Source organism: Bradyrhizobium sp. USDA 3315 (assembly GCF_054056795.1).
The window spans coordinates 8,714,430-8,732,040 of record NZ_JBSRYP010000001.1; the positions used below are offsets into that span (position 1 = coordinate 8,714,430).

Consider the following 17,611-nt stretch of genomic DNA (forward strand, 5'->3'; position numbering starts at 1 on the left):
AGCGCCTATGCTCTCTCCGTCACCCCCGCGCAAAGGCTCGCCTTTGTCGCTGGAGGAGCGCGCATCTTGCGCGCGTCTCGAAGGGTCGACGGCCACCGACCGGGCCGTTCATCCTTCGAGGCTCGCTTCGCTCGCACCTCAGGATGACGGGACACCAAGTTCTCGTCATTGCGAGCGAAGCGAAGCAATCCACCATCACCGAGCATGCGGAGCTATGGATTGCTTCGTCGCTTCGCTCCTCGCAATGACGGCGGAAGCTAAATCACCACTTCCCGCAGCACCCTGCGGCAATCCATCTCGTATTCGAGATCGACCACCGGCGGGCGGCAGAAGTGCCAGGTCAGGCCGGAGCGGGTGGCGCCGCGGCGGACCAGCTCGTCCACGAGCACGGGATGGATGTCGTGCACGGTGTAGGCCTGCACCGCCGTCGTCTCCTGCCAGCCGAAGCTGAACTCGGCGAGACGGCGTTCCATCTCGCCGGCGGTGAAGCGGACCTTCTCCCGCCACGCGCCGGGGCTGAGATCGCGATAGCAAACGATGCGGTCCGGATAGCTGGCGGTGCCACTGCGCGCCTCAGCGCCGCCGGCGATCACGAAGGACGGCGACGTCGTCGTGCTCGGCCGCGTGAACGAGAACGCATGGAACGACGGCTCGGCCGGCGGATCGATCTCGGGACAGACGTTGCTGCGCGCCACCGGATTGATGGTGCCGTCGAACAGGCCCCATTCGGCGAGCGTCTTGACGTAGTGCTGGTTGAAGGCGCGGAAGCCGTCCTCGGTGAAGGCGGCCGGCGAACGCAATTCGCAGGCGCAGAACGCGGTCAGCGGCCGGCCGGCATCGCGGATGTAGGCCGCGATCCGCGCAAAACCTTCCGCGAGCGGCAGCAGGCGATCGAAGCGCACCCGCTCGATCTCATAGCCCGCGTTCGCCTGCGCGCCGCTTGAATATTGGAACACGGCCGGAATGAACCGGTAATTGCCCGCCGCAAACTCGCTCGCCATGCCTGTTTCCTCCGGATTTCCTTGAGGCGAGTATTTTCTGCCCGCCGTCGGCAAAGGCTATCACGAGACAAAGAAAAGGCGGCAGTGGCTTTCGCCAGTGCCGCCTTCCCTGCGAGCATGAGCTTGGAGGGCTCAGGTCGGTTTCAGCGCGCCGCCGCGACGGTCGAGCTCGTAGTCGGCGATCTGCTTGGCGCGATCGGAATGGGCCGCGGCCTGGTGGTCGGTCGCAATCACCGTGTAGACCATCGGCAGCACGAACAGCGTGAACAGCGTGCCGATCGTCATACCGGCTACGACCACGAGCCCGATCGAGAAGCGGCTGGCAGCGCCGGCGCCCGAGGCCGTGAGCAGCGGCAGCAGGCCGGTGACCATGGCCGCCGTCGTCATCAGGATCGGACGCAGGCGGATCCGGGCGGCCATCTCGATCGCCGCGCGGCGGTCCAGTCCCTCGTTGAGCTGCAACTCGTTGGCGAACTCCACCATCAGGATGCCGTGCTTGGTGATCAGTCCGACCAGCGTCAGCAGGCCCACCTGGGTGTAGATGTTCATGGTGGCGACGCCGAAGAACAGCGGGATCAACGCGCCGACGATCGCCATCGGCACCGAGATCATGATCACGAACGGATCGCGCAGGCTCTCGAACTGCGCCGCCAGCACCAGGAAGATGATGATGATGGCGAACGCGAAGGTGACCAGCAGCTGGTTGCCTTCGTGGACGTATTGCCGGGAGTCGGCCAGGAAGTCGTAGCTGAAGCCGGACGGCAGCTTCTTGGCTTCACCCTGCAGGAACTCCACCGCCTGGCCCATCGAGACGCCGGGCATCGGCACCGCCTGGAAGGTCGACGAGTTGAGCTGATTGTAGTGGGTCAGCGCGTTCGGATCGACGCCGGTCTCGACCGAAACCACGGTCGACAGCCGCACCAGCTGCCCGGTCGCCGTCGGGACGTAGTAATCGTTGAACGCCTCAGGCGCGAGCCGGCTGGCGCGCGGCACCTGCGGGATCACCTGATAGGAGCGTCCTTCCAGATTGAAGCGGTTGACATAGTTGCCGCCGAGCAGCGTCGCCAGGGCGCCACCGATCGACTGCATGGTGATACCGAGGTCGCTCGCCTTGGAGCGATCGACCTTCACCCGGACCACCGGCTGGTTGAAGTCGAGGTCGCTGTCGGTGACGATGAACAGGCCGCTCTTGCGCGCCGCATCCTTCAGCTTGCTCATCTGGTCGAACACCTGCTGGAATCCGGCCGTCGAAGAGATCACCATCTGTACCGGCAGACCGCCGGGGCCGCCGGGCAGCGGCGGCAGGCTGAACGCGAACGCGCTGATGCCCTCGATCTTGGACAGCTCGGCCTGAACCAGCGGCTGCAGCGCCTGCGCGCTGCGCTTGCGCTCATCCCACGGCTTGAGCAGCATGCCCGCGAAGCCGCCCTGCGGACCGGTGATGCCGTTCAGGATGAACCGCAGGTCGGTCTCGGGAAACTTCTGGAACTCCTTGTCCATCTTGTCGCCGTAGAAATCGATGTAGTCGATGTTGGCGTATTTCGGCGCCTTGGTCACCGCGAACACGATGCCCTGGTCCTCCTGCGGCGCCAGCTCCTTCTGGATGTGCATATAGAGGAAGCCGACCAGACCGAGGATGGTCACGGCGAACAGCGCCGTGATCGGGCGGTAGTCGAGCGAACGGTCGAGCTGACGGCCATAGGCCCGCGTCAACGCGCCGAACACGCGGTTGACCACCCTGGCGAAACGCCCCTCCTCCGCGCTCTTGAGGAACACCGAGCACATCATCGGCGACAGCGTCAGCGCGATCACGCCCGACACGATCACCGAGCCCGCCAGCGTGAAGGCGAATTCGCGGAACAGCGTGCCGGTCACGCCGCCGAGGAAGCCGATCGGCGCGTACACCGCCGCCAGCGTGATCGTCATGGAGATGACGGGACCGACGATTTCCCGGGCACCCTTTAGCGATGCCTGCACCGGTGGCAGGCCCTCCTCGAGATGTCGATGGATGTTCTCCACGACAACGATCGCGTCGTCGACCACGAGGCCGATCGCCAGCACCATCGCCAGCAGCGTCAGCAGGTTGAAGCTGAAGCCGGCGGCCAGCATCAGGATGCAGACGCCGATCAGCGACAGCGGGATGGTGACGACGGGAATGATCACCGACCGCAGCGAGGCCAGGAACAGGAAGATGACGACGACGACGATCAGGACCGCTTCAGTGAGCGTCTTCTCGACCTCATCGATCGACGATTGAATGAACTTGGTGGAATCGTAGGCCACCTTCATCTTCATCGACGGCGGCAGGTTGCGCTCGAGGTCGGGGAACAGCGCGCGCACGCCCTTCACCAGGGTCAGCGGGTTGCCCTGCGGCGTCGCCTTGATGCCGATGAAGATCGCATGTTCGCCGTTGAAGGCGACGCTGGCGTCCGTGCTCTGCGCGGCGAGCTCCACCGTCGCGATGTCCTCGATGCGCACGAAGCCGCCGTCCTTCGCCTTCACGATCATCCGCTTGAACTGATCGATGTTCTGAAGGTCGGTATTGGCCGAGACGTTGGAGACGATGAAGAAGCCCTTGGTCTGGCCGGCGGCGGCCTGGAAGTTGTTGGCGGCGATCGCGGCGGCGACGTCGTTGGGCGACACGCCGCGTCCGGCCATGCGGGTCGGATCGAGCCAGACGCGCATCGCGAAGGTCTGGCCGCCGAGGATGTCGGCCGAGGCGACGCCATCGACCGTCGAGAGCACCGGCTGCACGACGCGGGTCAGATAGTCGGAGATCGACGATCCGGTCAGCTCCTCGCTGGAGAAGCCGAGATACATCACGGCGATGGTGTCACCGGTCGCCTTGGTCACGACGGGATCGAAGGCTTCCTTCGGGATCAGGTATTTGACCGAGTTGACCTTGGCGAGCACCTCGGTGAGCGCCTGGTTCGGATCGTGATTGAGCTTGACGTAGACCTGAATCGTCGAGGTGCCGAGCACCGAGTTCGACGTCATGTAGTCGACGCCTTCGGCCGACGCGACGGCCTGCTCGATCGGCGTGGTGATGAAGCCGTTGATCAGCTCGGGCGACGCACCGGGATATGACGTGGTGATCGTCACGACGGTGTTCGAAAGATTCGGATATTGCCGGATCGGCAAAACCATCGCCGCGCGCAGGCCGATCAGCAGGATCAGCAGACTGACGACGACCGACAGCACCGGGCGCTTGATGAAAATATCAGTGAAGGCCATCGCCAACTCGATTCGTGTTCTGCCGGCTTGCGGCAAGATGTGGCGGAGGGCCGATGGCCCTCCGAGTTCGATGAATGAAGATCAGTAGCGCGGCGGTTCGGCCGGAACCGGCGGCGGCGGATCGGTCGAGATCGCAACCGGCATGCCCGACTGCAGCTTGATCTGGCCGACTGCGACGACCTTGTCCCCCGCCTTCAGACCCTTGAGGATCTCGACACGGCCCTCGACGCGGTTACCGGTCTTCACGAAGGTGCGGTCCGCGGTCAGGGTGGTCTTGCCGTCGTCGCCCTTCTTCTCGGTGATCAGGAACACCGAGTCGCCGTACAGCGTGTAGTCGACCGCGGTTTCGGGAATGGTCACGACCGGCGGCTTCCCGGGCAGCACGATCGTGGTGGTCGCGAACATGCCGGGCTTGAGGATGCTGTCCGGATTCTGGATCGTGGCCTGCACTCGGATGTTGCGGGTGTCGGTCGCGATCTGCGGCTCGATGGTCGTGATCTTGCCCTCGAAGGTGCGGCCCGGATAGGCGTCGACCGAGACCCGTACGGCCTGGCCGACCTTGATCTGAGAGCTCTGCTTCTCGGTGACGGTCAGGTTGGCGTACAGCACCGACAGATCGGTCAGCGACACGATCTGCGTGCCGGCCGTCAGATACTGGCCGACTTCGACCTGGCGCACGCCGAGATCGCCTTCGAACGGTGCGCGCACCAGCTTCTGCGAGATCAGTGCTTCGGTCTTGGCAATGCCCGCCTTGGCCTGGTCGTAAGCCGCCTGCGCGGTGTCGACGGTCGATTGCGGACCGAACTGGCGCGACGCGAGCTGCTTGGCGCGGTCGAGCTGCAACTCGCCGACGGTCGCCTGCGCCTTGTAGTTGGCGAGGTCGCCCTGCTCCGGTGCGTCGAACAACTGCACCAGCGGCGTGCCGGCCTTTACGTGGCTGCCGGCGGTGAACAGGATCTCGGTGATGCGGCCCGGCACGTCGGTCGTGACGTTGACCTGGTGCACGGCGACGAGATCGCCGACGGCGGTCAGCAGGTTCGGAATCACTTCCGTCTTCGCCTCAACGGCCGACACGTTCGCCGGCGGCGGCTTATTGTTGGCAAAGAACTGCGCGATCATGTGGCTGCGGAAGGCATTGAAGCCGACCAGCGCACCGACGAGCAGGGCCAGCAACAGGCCTACGATGATGAACCAGCGCACTATGCGGACGGGACGCTTGGCTTGCTTCTCCTTGATCGGTTGCCCCGAGATGTGGCTTTCGGTCTGAATATTCATGTCATGCACTTTCTGCAGTTACCGACGGTCCTGCGATCGGCGACGGCTGGCGGCCCAAATGAGTTGAAATTGCGGCTTCGGTAAGTCCGATGCCGCGAAGGATGAATTGGCAAAGCTGCCGCTCGGCCGCAGCGGCATCGCCGTAGGGGAGACATGGTGTCGCAGGCAGCTGGGTCAGCGCACCCATCAGCACGGTATGGTGCGCAAACCAGAACAGGTTGAGCGGCTCGTCGCCGATCTTCGTGGCCTCGCCGGCGGCGATCGCCCGCTCGAGCGAGGCGGCGAAGGTCGGGCCGATCAGCTTGCCGACCTTGTCGTAGAGCAGGCGCGCAAACTCGCCGTCGTCGAGATGGCTCGTCACCATCAGCCGCATCCGCTGCGCCTCTTCCTGGTCCGGCGCATCACGCAACTGCATGAAGTGACCGACCATGCCTTGCACCAGCTCGACCAGCGTCGCAGTCGAGGGCTCCTGCCCGAGCAGGTGCGCGAGATCGGGATCCGCCTCGCACTCCTCGGCAAGGATCTCGGCATAGAGCGCCGCCTTGGACGGGAAGTGCTTGAAAAGCAGCCCTTCCGAAATGGCAGCCGCGGCCGCCACGCTCTTTGTCGTGGTGCCGGCAAAGCCGTTGCGGGCGAAACACCGCTTTGCGGCGCTCAGGATCAACTGACGCCGCAAGTCACTCGTCATGCGTAAGGTAGACATTTGGGTCGTGAGTAATCACTCACTTTACCAAAAGTCAAGGTTCTATTGCACCGCGAAAGCCACTTTAAATAGGAGTGTGGCCGATCGACCCTCTGATGCGGTTCACGAGGTAGGTGCCGTCGCGGCTGGACAGCACACGCTCCAGATTGGCCCCGTCGATCTTCGCGCTGGCGAACCGTGGCCCCGCCGTAACGTCTTGCAAAGACGAGGCAAAAGCCTCGACCTCAGCCAGCGTGCTGATCGCCCGGCTATCCCCGATTCCGCAGGCTTTGGCAACACCCACGAGGTCGGCGGTTCCGCCGGTGTGGCTGGCCTGGCCGCCGGTCTCGCCGTAAGCCTCATTGTCCAGCACAATGATCGAGAGATTTTTGGGCTGCTGCAGGCCGACGGTGGCGAGGCTTCCCATCCCCATCAGCATCTCGCCGTCGCCGGTGATCACGACGACCGGCAGCGTCGGCTGGGCCAGCGCGAGGCCGAGCCCGATCATCACGGCGCCGCCCATGCCACCCCAGAGATAAAAGTTGCGGTCGTGGTCGCCGGCAGCGGCGATGTCATAGGTCGAGGCGCCGAGGCCGCCGACGGCGAACGCGCCCTTACGATCTTTCAGCAGTTCGGAAACGACGGCACGGCGGTCGAGGAGATTGGCTTTGCTCATTTGGTGAAGACCTTTGGCCCGATCAGGCGCTGCGACAGCAGGACGGCGGTGGGCGTGCAGGCGTTAAAGGCCTGCGCTGCGCCGGCCTCGACGACTTCGCGGACTTCTTCAGGGTGCGAGGCGCGCAGCACCTTGATCCCGGACAGTTCGAGTATCCCTTGCGTGTTCGAGCCCATCGGCACCTGCCAGGGATTGAACTCGCCCCATTCGCCGCGCATCGTCACCAGCGTCAGGAACGGCAGGCGGAAGATCTGCACCAGCGACAGCATGTTGATGCAATTGCCGACCCCGCTCGACTGCATCAGCAGCACGCCGCGCTGGCCGCCGGCCCAGGCGCCCGCGAGCAGCGCCACGCCCTCTTCCTCGGTGGTCAGCGCGATGCCGCGCATCGAGGACGACCCCAGCACCCGCTCGATCAGCTCTGAATGGCCGGCGTCGGGCACGTAGGGCACCTGACGCACCTCGAAGCGCTGCAATATCGAGAAGATCTCCTCGGGCCAGGAGGCCGCAGTGTCGGCACGGGCATGCATTGGCGTTTCCGGTCTTGTTGTTTGGTCGCGACTGTAGAGGGGCGCGTGCGCTTCATCAAAGCGCAAAACCGCATATGGCTCTGCGATTTGCTCGCACCACGCGGCGCCCGGCGCGCTGTTCCCGGCGCCTGGCAAATTGTGTTGCGCGGCCGCCGCCCGCGGCTTACGATAGTTGCAAATGAAACTAATTGGGTTGGATGCGCCATGAACGGACACGCGCGGGAGCTGGCTGACGGCTTCGACCTCGAGAAGCTGACGCCGGAGTTCTATGCCGACCCCTACCCGACCTATCGCGCGTTGCGCGAGAGCGCGCCGGTCAAGCGGCTGCCGAACGGCTGCTATTTTCTCACCCGCTACGACGACCTCATCGCCGCCTACAAGAACACCAAGGCATTCTCCTCCGACAAGAAGAAGGAGTTCTTGCCGAAATACGGCAACTCGCTGCTCTACGAGCATCACACGACCAGCCTCGTCTTCAACGATCCGCCGGCGCATACCCGCGTGCGGCGGCTGATCATGGGCGCATTGTCGCCGCGGGCGATCGCCGGCATGGAGCCTGACCTGATCGCGCTGGTCGACAGCCTGCTCGACCGGATCGAGACCCGCGACCGCTTCGAGCTGATCGGCGACTTCGCCTCGGCCATTCCGGTCGAGGTGATCGGCAATCTGCTCGACGTGCCGCACGACGAACGCGAGCCGCTGCGTGACTGGTCGCTGGCGATCCTGGGCGCGCTGGAGCCGGTGATCGGCAAGGAGGCGTTCGACCGCGGCAACAATGCGGTGAAGGATTTCCTCGCCTATCTCGAAACGCTGGTTGAACGCCGCCGCAAGAAGCCGGGCAATCCCGAACGCGACGTGCTGACAAGGCTGATCCAGGGTGAGGACAATGGCGAGCGGCTGACCGCGAAGGAATTGCTGCACAACTGCATCTTCCTGCTCAACGCCGGCCACGAAACCACGACCAATCTGATCGGCAACGGGCTGGTGACGCTCAGCCAAAATCCGGATCAGAAGCAACGGCTGATCGCGCAACCCGAACTCATCAAGACCGCGGTCGAGGAGATGCTGCGCTACGAAAGCTCGAACCAGCTCGGCAACCGCATGATCGTGGAAGAGACCGAGCTCGGCGGCATCAAGCTGCCGGCGGGCACGCTGGTCACGCTGTGCATCGGCGCGGCCAACCGCGACCCCGCGCAATTCCCCAACCCCGAAGCTTTCGACGTCGCGCGCACGCCGAACCGCCACCTCGCCTTCGGCACCGGCGCGCATCAATGCGCCGGCATGGCGCTGGCGCGCCTCGAAGGCGCCATCGCGATCTCGCGGTTCCTCAAACGCTTCCCGAACTACGCGCTTGACGGCGCGCCGGTGCGCGGCGGGCGGGTGCGCTTCCGAGGATTCCTCAGCGTGCCCTGCAGCATCAGCGCGTAAATTGTCTCCTGCGAATTTGGCCGGCGACACACTTCCCTGTGGAGGAACTGATGCCCAAATCAACTGCAGGCACGATTTGATGTAATCTCTCGTGCGCTGCAGCGGGAGTGACGCATGATGAATGCATCGGTCACTGATTTCCTCGCAACCGAGGCGCGGTTCGGCACCTACAATTATGAGCCGATCGGGGTTGTGCTGTCCCGCGGCGAAGGCGTCTGGGTCTGGGATACCGATGGCAACCGGTATCTCGACTGTCTCTCCGCCTATTCGGCGGTGAGCCAGGGCCACTGCCATCCGAAGATCCTCGCAGCCATGATCGAGCAGGCGCAGCGGCTGACGCTGACCTCGCGCGCCTTCCACAACGACCAGCTTGCTCCCTTCTACCGCGAGCTCGCGGAGCTGACCGGCTCGCACAAGGTGCTGCCGATGAACAGCGGCGCCGAGGCGGTGGAGAGCGCGATCAAGTCGGTGCGCAAATGGGCCTATGAGGTCAAGGGCGTGCCGGACGGGCAGGCCGAGATCATCGTCTGCGCCAATAATTTCCACGGACGCACGCTCGGCATCGTCGGCTTCTCGACCGATCCCGGCTCGCGCGACCATTTCGGCCCATTCGCGCCGGGCTTCAAGATCATCCCGTTCGGCGATGCCGCCGCGCTCGAGCAGGCGATCACGCCGAACACCGCGGCCTTCCTGGTCGAGCCGATCCAGGGCGAAGCCGGCGTCGTGATTCCTCCGCCAGGCTATTTCGCCCGCGTGCGCGAGCTGTGCACCACGCATAATGTGATGCTTGTGCTCGACGAGATTCAGACCGGGCTCGGCCGCACCGGCAAGCTGCTCGCCGAGCAGCACGAAGGGATCGAGGCCGACGTGACGCTGCTCGGCAAGGCGCTGTCGGGCGGCTTCTATCCGGTGTCGGCGGTGCTTTCCAACAACGCCGTGCTCGGCACGCTGCGGCCCGGCCAGCACGGCTCGACCTTCGGCGGCAATCCGCTGGCCTGCGCGGTGGCGCGGGCGGCGCTGCGCGTGCTGATCGACGAGGGAATGATCGAGAACGCCGCGCAACAGGGCGCCCGCTTTCTCGCCGGATTGCAGGACATCCGCGCCAACGTGATCCGCGAGGTGCGCGGGCGCGGGCTGATGTTGGCGATCGAGCTGCATCCCGAAGCCGGCGGCGCCCGTCGCTATTGCCTGGCGCTGCAGGCGCGCGGCATCCTCGCCAAGGACACCCATGAGCACACCATCCGGATCGCTCCGCCGCTGGTGATCACGGGCGATCAGGTCGACTGGGCGACGGAGCGGATCGCGGCGACCCTCACGCAGGACGTTTCCTGACGGTTCCCCTCGCCGGAAGACCGTAACGCCGGCCGTAGCCACAACGAACGAATCCGACGTCGGTGCGTTAAAGCACTGCGGGCGACTGTTGAACGGAGAGCTAAGCTCATGCTTTCCCGCGGCGCTTTGCTTGTTGTCTTTTTGATTGGCAGCTCGACGCTCGTGGCGCACGGCGGCGCGTCCGCCCAGCCACACGGAAAGGGTCCACCGGCGGCAAGGCCGGCTGCACCGGCCGCGATGGCGCGTCCCGCCCCGATGGTACACGCCGCCCCTCCCGCAATGGCCAGGCCGCCCGCAATGGCGAGACCGCCTGCAATGGCTCGGCCACCCGCGATGGCACGGCCGGCGGCACCCGCGTTCCACGCCCCGCAACGACCGGCGATGGCGCCGCGCCCGACCCCGCATTTCGCCGCCCCGTCGGTGCGCCAGGCCCCCCATATCGCCGCGCCGCGTGTCGCAACGCCACGCCCCGAATTCCGTCGAGGAGCACCGCAGCGCCAGGCTCCGCATATCGCGGCGCCATCACGTCCGAGCCCACCGTCGCGCTTGAGCGAGCGGCCGTCGCCGACGGAGCGCGTTCAACAGCGCGCGCAGCAGCAGCAGCAAATGATCCAGCAACGCCAGCAGGCGGCGCAGCAGCGGCAGCGTGAGGCGCTCTCGCGCCAGACCACCGAGCGGCAAACCCGGATCGATCGCCTGCAGCAACGCGTGCAGCAATTGCAGTCGCAAAAGGTCCAAGGCGCACGCGCGCAACGCGTCCATGACCGTGCCCTGCAGGCGCAGAGCCGTCTGTTGCAGCGCGAGCAGCGTGCGCAGCAGGCCGACGTTGCCCGCCAGCAGAGATTCGCGCCGGCAGCGACGGTTGGCGCTGCTGTCGCGACCACGGCCGCGACACAGGCGGCTCAGCGTGAGCGATTTGCCGCGCGCTTCCGCGAGCAGGCAGGTGCGCAAGGCCAGGCAGGGCTTGCGGCGCGCCAAGGCGGCTGGGCGCCCCGGCATGCCTGGCGCCGCGGCAGCCACGCGGCCTTCGTGGCGTGGCTTGGGCCGGTGTTCTGGCCCTACGCCTATTCGGACATCTTTGACTACACGTTCTGGTCCTACGCCTACGAGCCCGGCTATTGGGCCTACGCCTATGACGACTTCGTCGACACCGTGTTCTGGGACACCAACAGTCCCTACTCCGCCTATGCCAGCATCAATCCTGGCGACTATCCGGCGACCGCAGGCCGCGATCGGTCCCGTCAACGCACCGACACGAGCCCGCAGGCAGTCAAGCAGCTCTGCGGCGAACCGGACAAGGGCGTCACGGCCTGGCCGCTCGCCGACATCGCGCGGGCGGTACGGCCGGACCAGCAGCAGCGCGCGCTCCTAGATGAGTTGAAGACATCAGCGGCAAAGGCCGCCGATATCTTCAAGGACTCCTGCACGGACAGCTATGCGATGACGCCCACCGGCCGCTTGCGGTCGATGGAGAACCGCATCAGCGCGACACTCGAGGCGATCAAGATCGTGCGGCCTTCGCTGGAGAATTTCTACAGCTCGCTCAGCGACGAGCAACAGGCCCGCTTCAATGCGCTTGGTCCGCACGTCGGCGAGCGTTCGGCGCAACAGGAGGCGACCGCGCAAGCCGGCAATTGCGGCGATTCGAAATCCGACCTGGCCCACCTGCCGATCAACCGGATCGCGGCCTCGCTTCATCCGGCGGGCAAGCAGAAGGAGGCGCTCGACCGCCTGAGCGATGCGACCACAAAAGCCATCGCGGACCTGCAGGCGGCCTGCCCGAACGACGTGCCGCTGACGCCGGTCGGCCGGCTGGAGGCGATGCAGCACCGGCTCGAGGCCATGCAGAAGGCCGCGAAGCTGATCGAGCCCGCACTGGACGAGTTCTATGCGATGCTGAGCAGCGAGCAGAAAGCCCGCTTCAACACGCTGCAGCGGGTCGCGAGCCCCTGAGACGGCCGGACGGCGATCCGGATCGCCGGGCGCGCCACAGAATGCCAGTCCCCCATCTTGCCTTTGCGGCCGGCGCGCAGCAATGTCTGGTACCGGCATCCCGATGCAATGCCGAATGACGGGGCGGGAATGAAGCGCGGCTGGATGAGCACTGGCGAGCTACGCGAGCGCTGGGGCGATTCCTTGTTGACGGTGCTCACTGTCCTGCTCCTGGTCATGATTTTCGTGGTGGCGCCGTTGCAGGCGTTGGGCCTGTTCGAATTCCAGATTTTTGAGCTCCTGCTCGCGCTGGTCCTGGTCGGCGGCGTCTTCCTGATGTCAGGCAGCACGCTGGCGGTCGTCACGATGCTGGTCGCGCTCGTCATGATCGTCACGGGCGGGATCCTGAGACTACGCTCACCTTCAATTTTCGATCTCAACCTGTTCGCCGCATCCTGGCTGCTCGTCGGCCTCACCATGGCCGTGACGGTGGCGCGCGCGACGTTCGCGCCAGGCCGCGTCACCTATCACCGTGTGATCGGCGCGGTCCTGCTCTATCTCACGGTCGCCGTGATCTTCGCGGCGCTCTACACCTTTGTCGGTACGCTGAGGCCCGATGCATTTCCCGGCATGAAGGTGGAAGACAGCCCGACATTGGCAAGCCGCGTCCTCTATTTCAGCTTCGCCACGCTCACGACGACAGGTTATGGCGACGTCGCTCCGTTGCATCCGATCGCGCGGAGCCTGTGCAATCTCGAGGCGATCTTCGGCCAGCTCTATCCGGCAACGCTGCTGGCGCGCCTCGTCACGCTGGAGATCGAGCACCGCAACGAAGAGTCGTAATGAGGCACGAGGCGCGCATGCGGCGCCGTGCCCACCTGACGGTGTCCTAGACCACCGTCCGGTGCCGCTCGATGCAGGTTCGCAGCACTTCGTCCAGCGGACGGCCCCACCAGGCATTCGAGAAGATCTCGATCTCCGAATAGCCGTCAAAGCCCTGCGCCTCGACGGCGGCGCGCACCGATCTGATGTCGATGACGCCGTCGCCCATCATGCCGCGGTCGTTGAGGATGTCCTTGGTCGGCACCAGCCAGTCGCAGACATGGAACGCGAGCAGGCGATCCTGGCCGGCGCGTGCGATCTGGCTCATCAACTCCGGATCCCACCAGATGTGATAGACGTCGAGCGCGACGCCGATCGCGCCGGTTCTGTCGGGATCGAGCGCGTCGCAGATATCGAGCGCATGCTTCGTGGTGTTCACGCAGGCGCGGTCGGCGGCATAGGCCGGATGCAGCGGCTCGATCGCAAGCGGCAGCTTGGCCTGCTTCGCATAGTCCAGCATCTCGGCGATGCCGTCATGCACCTGCGATCGCGCCAATGCGATATCCTTGGACGCGGCGCTGCCTGGCCGTGAATATTGCGGCAGGCCGCCGACCACCAGCACGATGCAGGAGGCGCCTAGTGCCGCCGCCTCGTCGACCGCACGGCGATTGTCGTCGCGCGCTTCGCTGCGATGCGCGCCATCTGCCGTGAACATGCCGCCGCGGCAATAGCCCGACAGATCGAGCCCGGCATCCTTGACCGCACGGACGGCGCGATCGAGGCCGACGGCTGCAACCTGGTCGCGCCAGGGATCGATGGCGCGGATGCCATGGCGCGCGCAGGCCTCGACGATGGCGAGAAGATCGCCCTGCTTGCGGACGGTCGCCGTGTTCAGCGACAGCCAGCGGTGGTCGTTGGAAAAGTCGCGCATCAGGCGTCGATGCCGCGGATGGCCAGGATCGTCGTCATCCGGCGCGTCGCGAGCTCCGGATTGGCGAGCAGACCAGCCTTGTCGGCGAGCCGGAACAGCTCTGCAAGATGCAAGGTCGAGCGCGCGCTCTCCTGCCCGCCGACCATCGTGAAATGATCCTGGTGCCCGTTGAGATAGGCCATGAACACGATGCCGGTCTTGTAGAAGCGCGTCGGCGCCTTGAAGATGTGGCGCGACAGCGGCACCGTCGGTCCAAGCACATCGTGGAAGCTGGCCTCATCGCCGGCCGCGAGCCGCGACAGCGCGTAGGACGCCGCCGGTGCGATCGCATCGAAAATGCCGAGCAGCGCGTGGGAAAATCCCTTGTCGTCGCCGGCGATCAGTTCGGCATAGTTGAAGTCGTCGCCGGTGTACATTTTGACCCGCGGATCGAGTCGGCGCCGCATGTCGATCTCGCGCTGCTTGTCGAGCAGCGAGACCTTGACGCCATCGACCTTGGCCGCATTGGCGTTGATGATGGCAACCGCCGTATCCATCGCCTTGTCGAGATCGGCCGTACCCCAGTAACCTGACAGGGCCGGATCGAACATGTCGCCGAGCCAGTGAATGATCACGGGCTCACGGACCTGCGACAGCACACGGTCGTAGACCCTAGCGTAATCCACCGCGCTCTGGCCGAGCTTTGCCAATGCGCGCGAGGCCATCAGGATGATGCGGCCGCCGGCCTTCTCCACTGCCGCGATCTGCTCCTCATAGGCACGGATCACATCATCGATCGACCTGGCATCTTCCACCGCGAGATGGTCGGTGCCGGCGCCGGAAAACACCAGCGCATTGCCCCTGGCCTTCGCCGCCTTCACCGAGCGCTGGATCAGTTCGAGCGAGGTCGGCCAATCCAGCCCCATGCCGCGCTGCGCGGTGTCCATGGCTTCCGCGACGCCGAGGCCGAGGTCCCAGACGTGCTCGCGAAACGCGATCGTCTTGTCCCAGTCGATCGCCGCGGCCAGCCAGGGATCGACATCGGCGCGCGGATCGGCCACCACATGCGCCGCCGAGAACGCCACGCGGTTCAGCGTACCCTCGAGCTTCGCCGGAAAGGTCCGCGACGCCGCCAGGCGATAGGTCTCGAGGCCGCCGCCAGCGGTCGGCAGCTTCAGCGACAGCGATGACATCGGTCGGACAGGCTTGTTCATGACAAAGTCCCTTCTCAGACTGATATCGGGGCGACGTCGATCCAGCGCCGCTCCTTCCAGCTCTTCAGCGCGCATTCGGCGAGCTGCACGCCCTTGGCGCCTTCGAGCAGGGTGTATTTGTAGGGCGCGTCCTCGCAGACATGGCGGATGAACATCTCCCACTGTTCCTTGAAGCCGTTGTCGTAGACGACGTTCTCAGGCAGCTTCTGCCAGTCGGCATAAAAATCGTGGATCCGCTTCTCGTCCGGATTCCACACCGGCCGCGGCGTCGCCTGGCGTGCCTGGATCACGCAGTCGGTCAGGCCCGCCACCGCCGAGCCATGGGTGCCGTCGACCTGGAAGGTGACGAGGTCGTCGCGGTAGACGCGCGTCACCCAGCTCATGTTGATGTGCGCAATGACGCCGCCCTTCAGGCGGAAGGTGGCGTAGGCGGAATCATCGGTGGTCGCCTGGTATTTCTTGCCCTTCTCGTCATAGCGCTCGGGGATGTCAGTCGTGCCGAGGCAGGTCACGCTCTCGACCTCGCCGAACAGATTGTCGAGCACGTAGCGCCAGTGGCAGACCATGTCGAGGATGATGCCGCCGCCATCCTCGGCACGGTAATTCCACGACGGCCGCTGCGCTTCCTGCCAACCGCCCTCGAACACCCAGTAGCCGAACTCGCCGCGCACCGAGAGAATGCGGCCGAAGAAGCCGGAGTCGCGCAGGAAGGCGAGCTTCTTCAGGCCCGGCAGGAACAGCTTGTCCTGCACGGTGCCGTGCTTGAGGCCCTTGGCATTGGCGAGCTTCACCACCGCAACGGCCTCCCCGAGATTGGTCGCGATCGGCTTCTCGCAATAGACATGCTTGCCGGCATTGATCGCCTTGGTCAGCAGCGAGGGCCGCGCCTGCGTGGTCGCGGCGTCGAAGAACACGGTGTCGCCCTTGTCCGCGAGCGCGCGATCGAGATCGGTGGTGTGGCGTTCGATGTTGTAGCGTTTTGCCAACGCGCCGACCTTCTCGGCGTCGCGGCCGACCAGGATCGGATCGGGCATGACGCGGTCGCCGTTCGCGAGCCGCACACCGCCCTGCTCGCGGATCGCGACGATCGAGCGGATCAGATGCTGGTTGAGCCCCATACGGCCGGTGACGCCGTTCATGATCAGGCCGAGGCGTTTGGTCGTCATACTGCTTGCTCCTGCGAAACGCGTGGTGTTGGCCGCCGCAGCGGCTGCATGGTGGACCAGTCCGGATGAATCGAACTGGCAAAGCCCGGCGCGGCGGCGATCGATCCGGTCAGGAGATCGCCGTCGTGGATCGCGAGGCGGACCTTGCCGCCCGCGCGCGCGTAGAGATCGGGATGCGCGGTGAGGAAGGCGTCGGCCTCGTCAGCCGGCGTGTCGGCAAAGCCATCGACATAATGATGCCCGTTGCGCTCGGCATGGGCGACGCCGATCAGCGCGCCGAGCGCGAGGTCCTGCTGCACGCCGAGCCCGGCCTGGCAGGTCAGATCCTCGCCGCTAATGAAATACTGGCCGCCATCCGCGCTCCACCCGGCCGCGCGGGTGGCGTTGATGATCGACTTGTAGACGCCCTTGCACGATTTCGAGGAGATGCCGCGATAGCCCAGCACGCGCGCCTGCGGGAATGCATCATAGCAATCGTCGGCCTCGTCGATGATGAAGCCGTGCGCCGCCAGCTTCCCGAGCGGCGAGGCTCTTGTGATATCGCGCGGCATCGGCTGCTCGATATAGAGCAGGTTTGCCCTGATCGGCTGCAGCGCCGCGTCATGGTCGAGCCGGTCGACCAGCGCGTTCAGCGCGGCAAGGTCGGCATATTGCTCGTTGGCATCGAGCGTGATCCTGGTGGCGTAAGGCAGCTTTGCGAGCTCGCGGCCGATCCGCGCCAGCCGCGCCGCGTCATGTTCGGGATCGCCGTTCAGCTTGAGCTTGAAATAGCGCGCGCCGGCGTTCTCGTTGCGGTCGGCGACGCCGCCATCGCCTTCAACCTTGTCGTCCATCCCGACCGTGTGCCTGACGGCGACACGCTCGAGCCGTTGGCGCGTCGACAGGAACCTCGCGATCGCCGCGTCGTCTAGATCAGGCGTCAGCCGCGCGTCGATGCCGGCGATGTTGTCGGCCATGCCGTCGAAGAAATTCGCGCCGGTCGCGCGCAGCAGCGCATCCAGCATCGCCTTGTCGATCTCGGCCGGACCGAAGCCGGCGGCAAGCGGCGGAATGTCTTCAGCTGCGCAGGCCGCAACCTGCGGGCCGATACGTTCGGCGTGGAGGCCAAACGCGGTCTCAAGACCCTTGTTCGCCAGATAGAGCCCGCGCGCGATCGCAAGCGAGCGGCGAAGCCCGTCGAGCGACTGCGCTTCGGTGAGATGCGGCCGCTTGTCGAACCATTTCGGCGCCAGCATCTCGGCGCTGGCGCCGGTGGCGCGGCCCTTGCCTTCCACCTCGATCTCGACCCGCACGAACATCTGCGTCGATGCGGTGATCGTCACCGCGCCGAAGCGGAACGGCCGGGCGAACACCAGCGGCCGTTCGAAGAAGGCGATATCGTTGACTTTGAGGCGAAGCGGCATTGACGG

15 protein-coding genes are annotated in these 17,611 nt (G+C 65.4%); 4 read left to right on the forward strand and 11 right to left on the reverse strand.

Annotated elements, in window-relative coordinates:
• Positions 1–257: 257 nt before the first annotated feature.
• From cnbZ to ACVIYL_RS40800, 6 genes are all read right to left on the reverse strand, one after another.
• On the reverse strand, positions 258–1,001 hold the full coding sequence (cnbZ, locus tag ACVIYL_RS40775; RefSeq protein ID WP_253609673.1) for a 2-amino-5-chloromuconate deaminase CnbZ: 744 nt from the start codon (positions 999–1,001) through the stop codon (positions 258–260).
• A 132-nt stretch (positions 1,002–1,133) separates the two neighbouring features.
• A complete protein-coding gene (locus ACVIYL_RS40780; RefSeq protein ID WP_283062979.1) occupies positions 1,134–4,235 on the reverse strand; it encodes a multidrug efflux RND transporter permease subunit in 3,102 nt (1,033 codons plus the stop codon).
• Between the two features lie 81 nt (positions 4,236–4,316).
• Positions 4,317–5,510, reverse strand: coding sequence for an efflux RND transporter periplasmic adaptor subunit (locus ACVIYL_RS40785; RefSeq protein ID WP_456781242.1), 1,194 nt, complete (start codon positions 5,508–5,510; stop codon positions 4,317–4,319).
• 1 nt (position 5,511) lies between these two features.
• Entirely contained in the window at positions 5,512–6,213 is a 702-nt protein-coding gene (locus ACVIYL_RS40790) for a TetR/AcrR family transcriptional regulator (protein WP_026192475.1), read from the reverse strand.
• Between the two features lie 64 nt (positions 6,214–6,277).
• Complete coding sequence (locus ACVIYL_RS40795; protein WP_456781243.1) at positions 6,278–6,868, reverse strand: thiamine pyrophosphate-dependent enzyme; 591 nt, start codon at positions 6,866–6,868, stop codon at positions 6,278–6,280.
• On the reverse strand, positions 6,865–7,398 hold the full coding sequence (locus tag ACVIYL_RS40800; protein ID WP_456781244.1) for a phosphonopyruvate decarboxylase: 534 nt from the start codon (positions 7,396–7,398) through the stop codon (positions 6,865–6,867). Before ACVIYL_RS40800 ends, ACVIYL_RS40795 begins: the two co-directional genes overlap by 4 nt.
• 204 nt (positions 7,399–7,602) lie before the next feature.
• On the opposite strand from ACVIYL_RS40800, the gene ACVIYL_RS40805 reads away from it, so the two are divergent.
• Positions 7,603–8,826 (forward strand): cytochrome P450, encoded by a 1,224-nt coding sequence (locus ACVIYL_RS40805; RefSeq protein WP_456781245.1) that lies wholly within the window; start codon positions 7,603–7,605, stop codon positions 8,824–8,826.
• A 117-nt stretch (positions 8,827–8,943) separates the two neighbouring features.
• Positions 8,944–10,158, forward strand: a complete 1,215-nt coding sequence (gene rocD / locus ACVIYL_RS40810) for an ornithine--oxo-acid transaminase (protein ID WP_456781946.1) — start codon at positions 8,944–8,946, stop codon at positions 10,156–10,158.
• Between the two features lie 522 nt (positions 10,159–10,680).
• Here rocD and ACVIYL_RS40815 read toward each other — a convergent pair.
• Positions 10,681–11,136, reverse strand: coding sequence for a hypothetical protein (locus tag ACVIYL_RS40815; protein WP_456781246.1), 456 nt, complete (start codon positions 11,134–11,136; stop codon positions 10,681–10,683).
• A 51-nt stretch (positions 11,137–11,187) separates the two neighbouring features.
• On the opposite strand from ACVIYL_RS40815, the gene ACVIYL_RS40820 reads away from it, so the two are divergent.
• Positions 11,188–12,111 (forward strand): Spy/CpxP family protein refolding chaperone, encoded by a 924-nt coding sequence (locus ACVIYL_RS40820; RefSeq protein ID WP_456781247.1) that lies wholly within the window; start codon positions 11,188–11,190, stop codon positions 12,109–12,111.
• Between the two features lie 129 nt (positions 12,112–12,240).
• Positions 12,241–12,933, forward strand: coding sequence for a potassium channel family protein (locus ACVIYL_RS40825; RefSeq protein WP_028331847.1), 693 nt, complete (start codon positions 12,241–12,243; stop codon positions 12,931–12,933).
• A 46-nt stretch (positions 12,934–12,979) separates the two neighbouring features.
• Here ACVIYL_RS40825 and ACVIYL_RS40830 read toward each other — a convergent pair whose 3' ends face one another.
• Genes ACVIYL_RS40830 through ACVIYL_RS40845 form a run of 4 tightly spaced genes read right to left on the reverse strand, consistent with a single transcriptional unit; the run spans position 12,980 to position 17,605 of the window.
• Positions 12,980–13,843, reverse strand: coding sequence for a sugar phosphate isomerase/epimerase family protein (locus ACVIYL_RS40830; protein WP_456781248.1), 864 nt, complete (start codon positions 13,841–13,843; stop codon positions 12,980–12,982).
• On the reverse strand, positions 13,843–15,036 hold the full coding sequence (locus ACVIYL_RS40835; protein ID WP_456781249.1) for a dihydrodipicolinate synthase family protein: 1,194 nt from the start codon (positions 15,034–15,036) through the stop codon (positions 13,843–13,845). Before ACVIYL_RS40835 ends, ACVIYL_RS40830 begins: the two co-directional genes overlap by 1 nt.
• 14 nt (positions 15,037–15,050) lie before the next feature.
• On the reverse strand, positions 15,051–16,202 hold the full coding sequence (locus tag ACVIYL_RS40840; protein ID WP_456781250.1) for a Gfo/Idh/MocA family protein: 1,152 nt from the start codon (positions 16,200–16,202) through the stop codon (positions 15,051–15,053).
• Positions 16,199–17,605: a hypothetical protein gene (locus tag ACVIYL_RS40845; RefSeq protein WP_456781251.1), complete on the reverse strand. Its 1,407-nt coding sequence runs from the start codon at positions 17,603–17,605 to the stop codon at positions 16,199–16,201. The genes ACVIYL_RS40840 and ACVIYL_RS40845 overlap by 4 nt, the downstream gene beginning before the upstream one ends.
• Positions 17,606–17,611 lie beyond the last annotated feature (6 nt).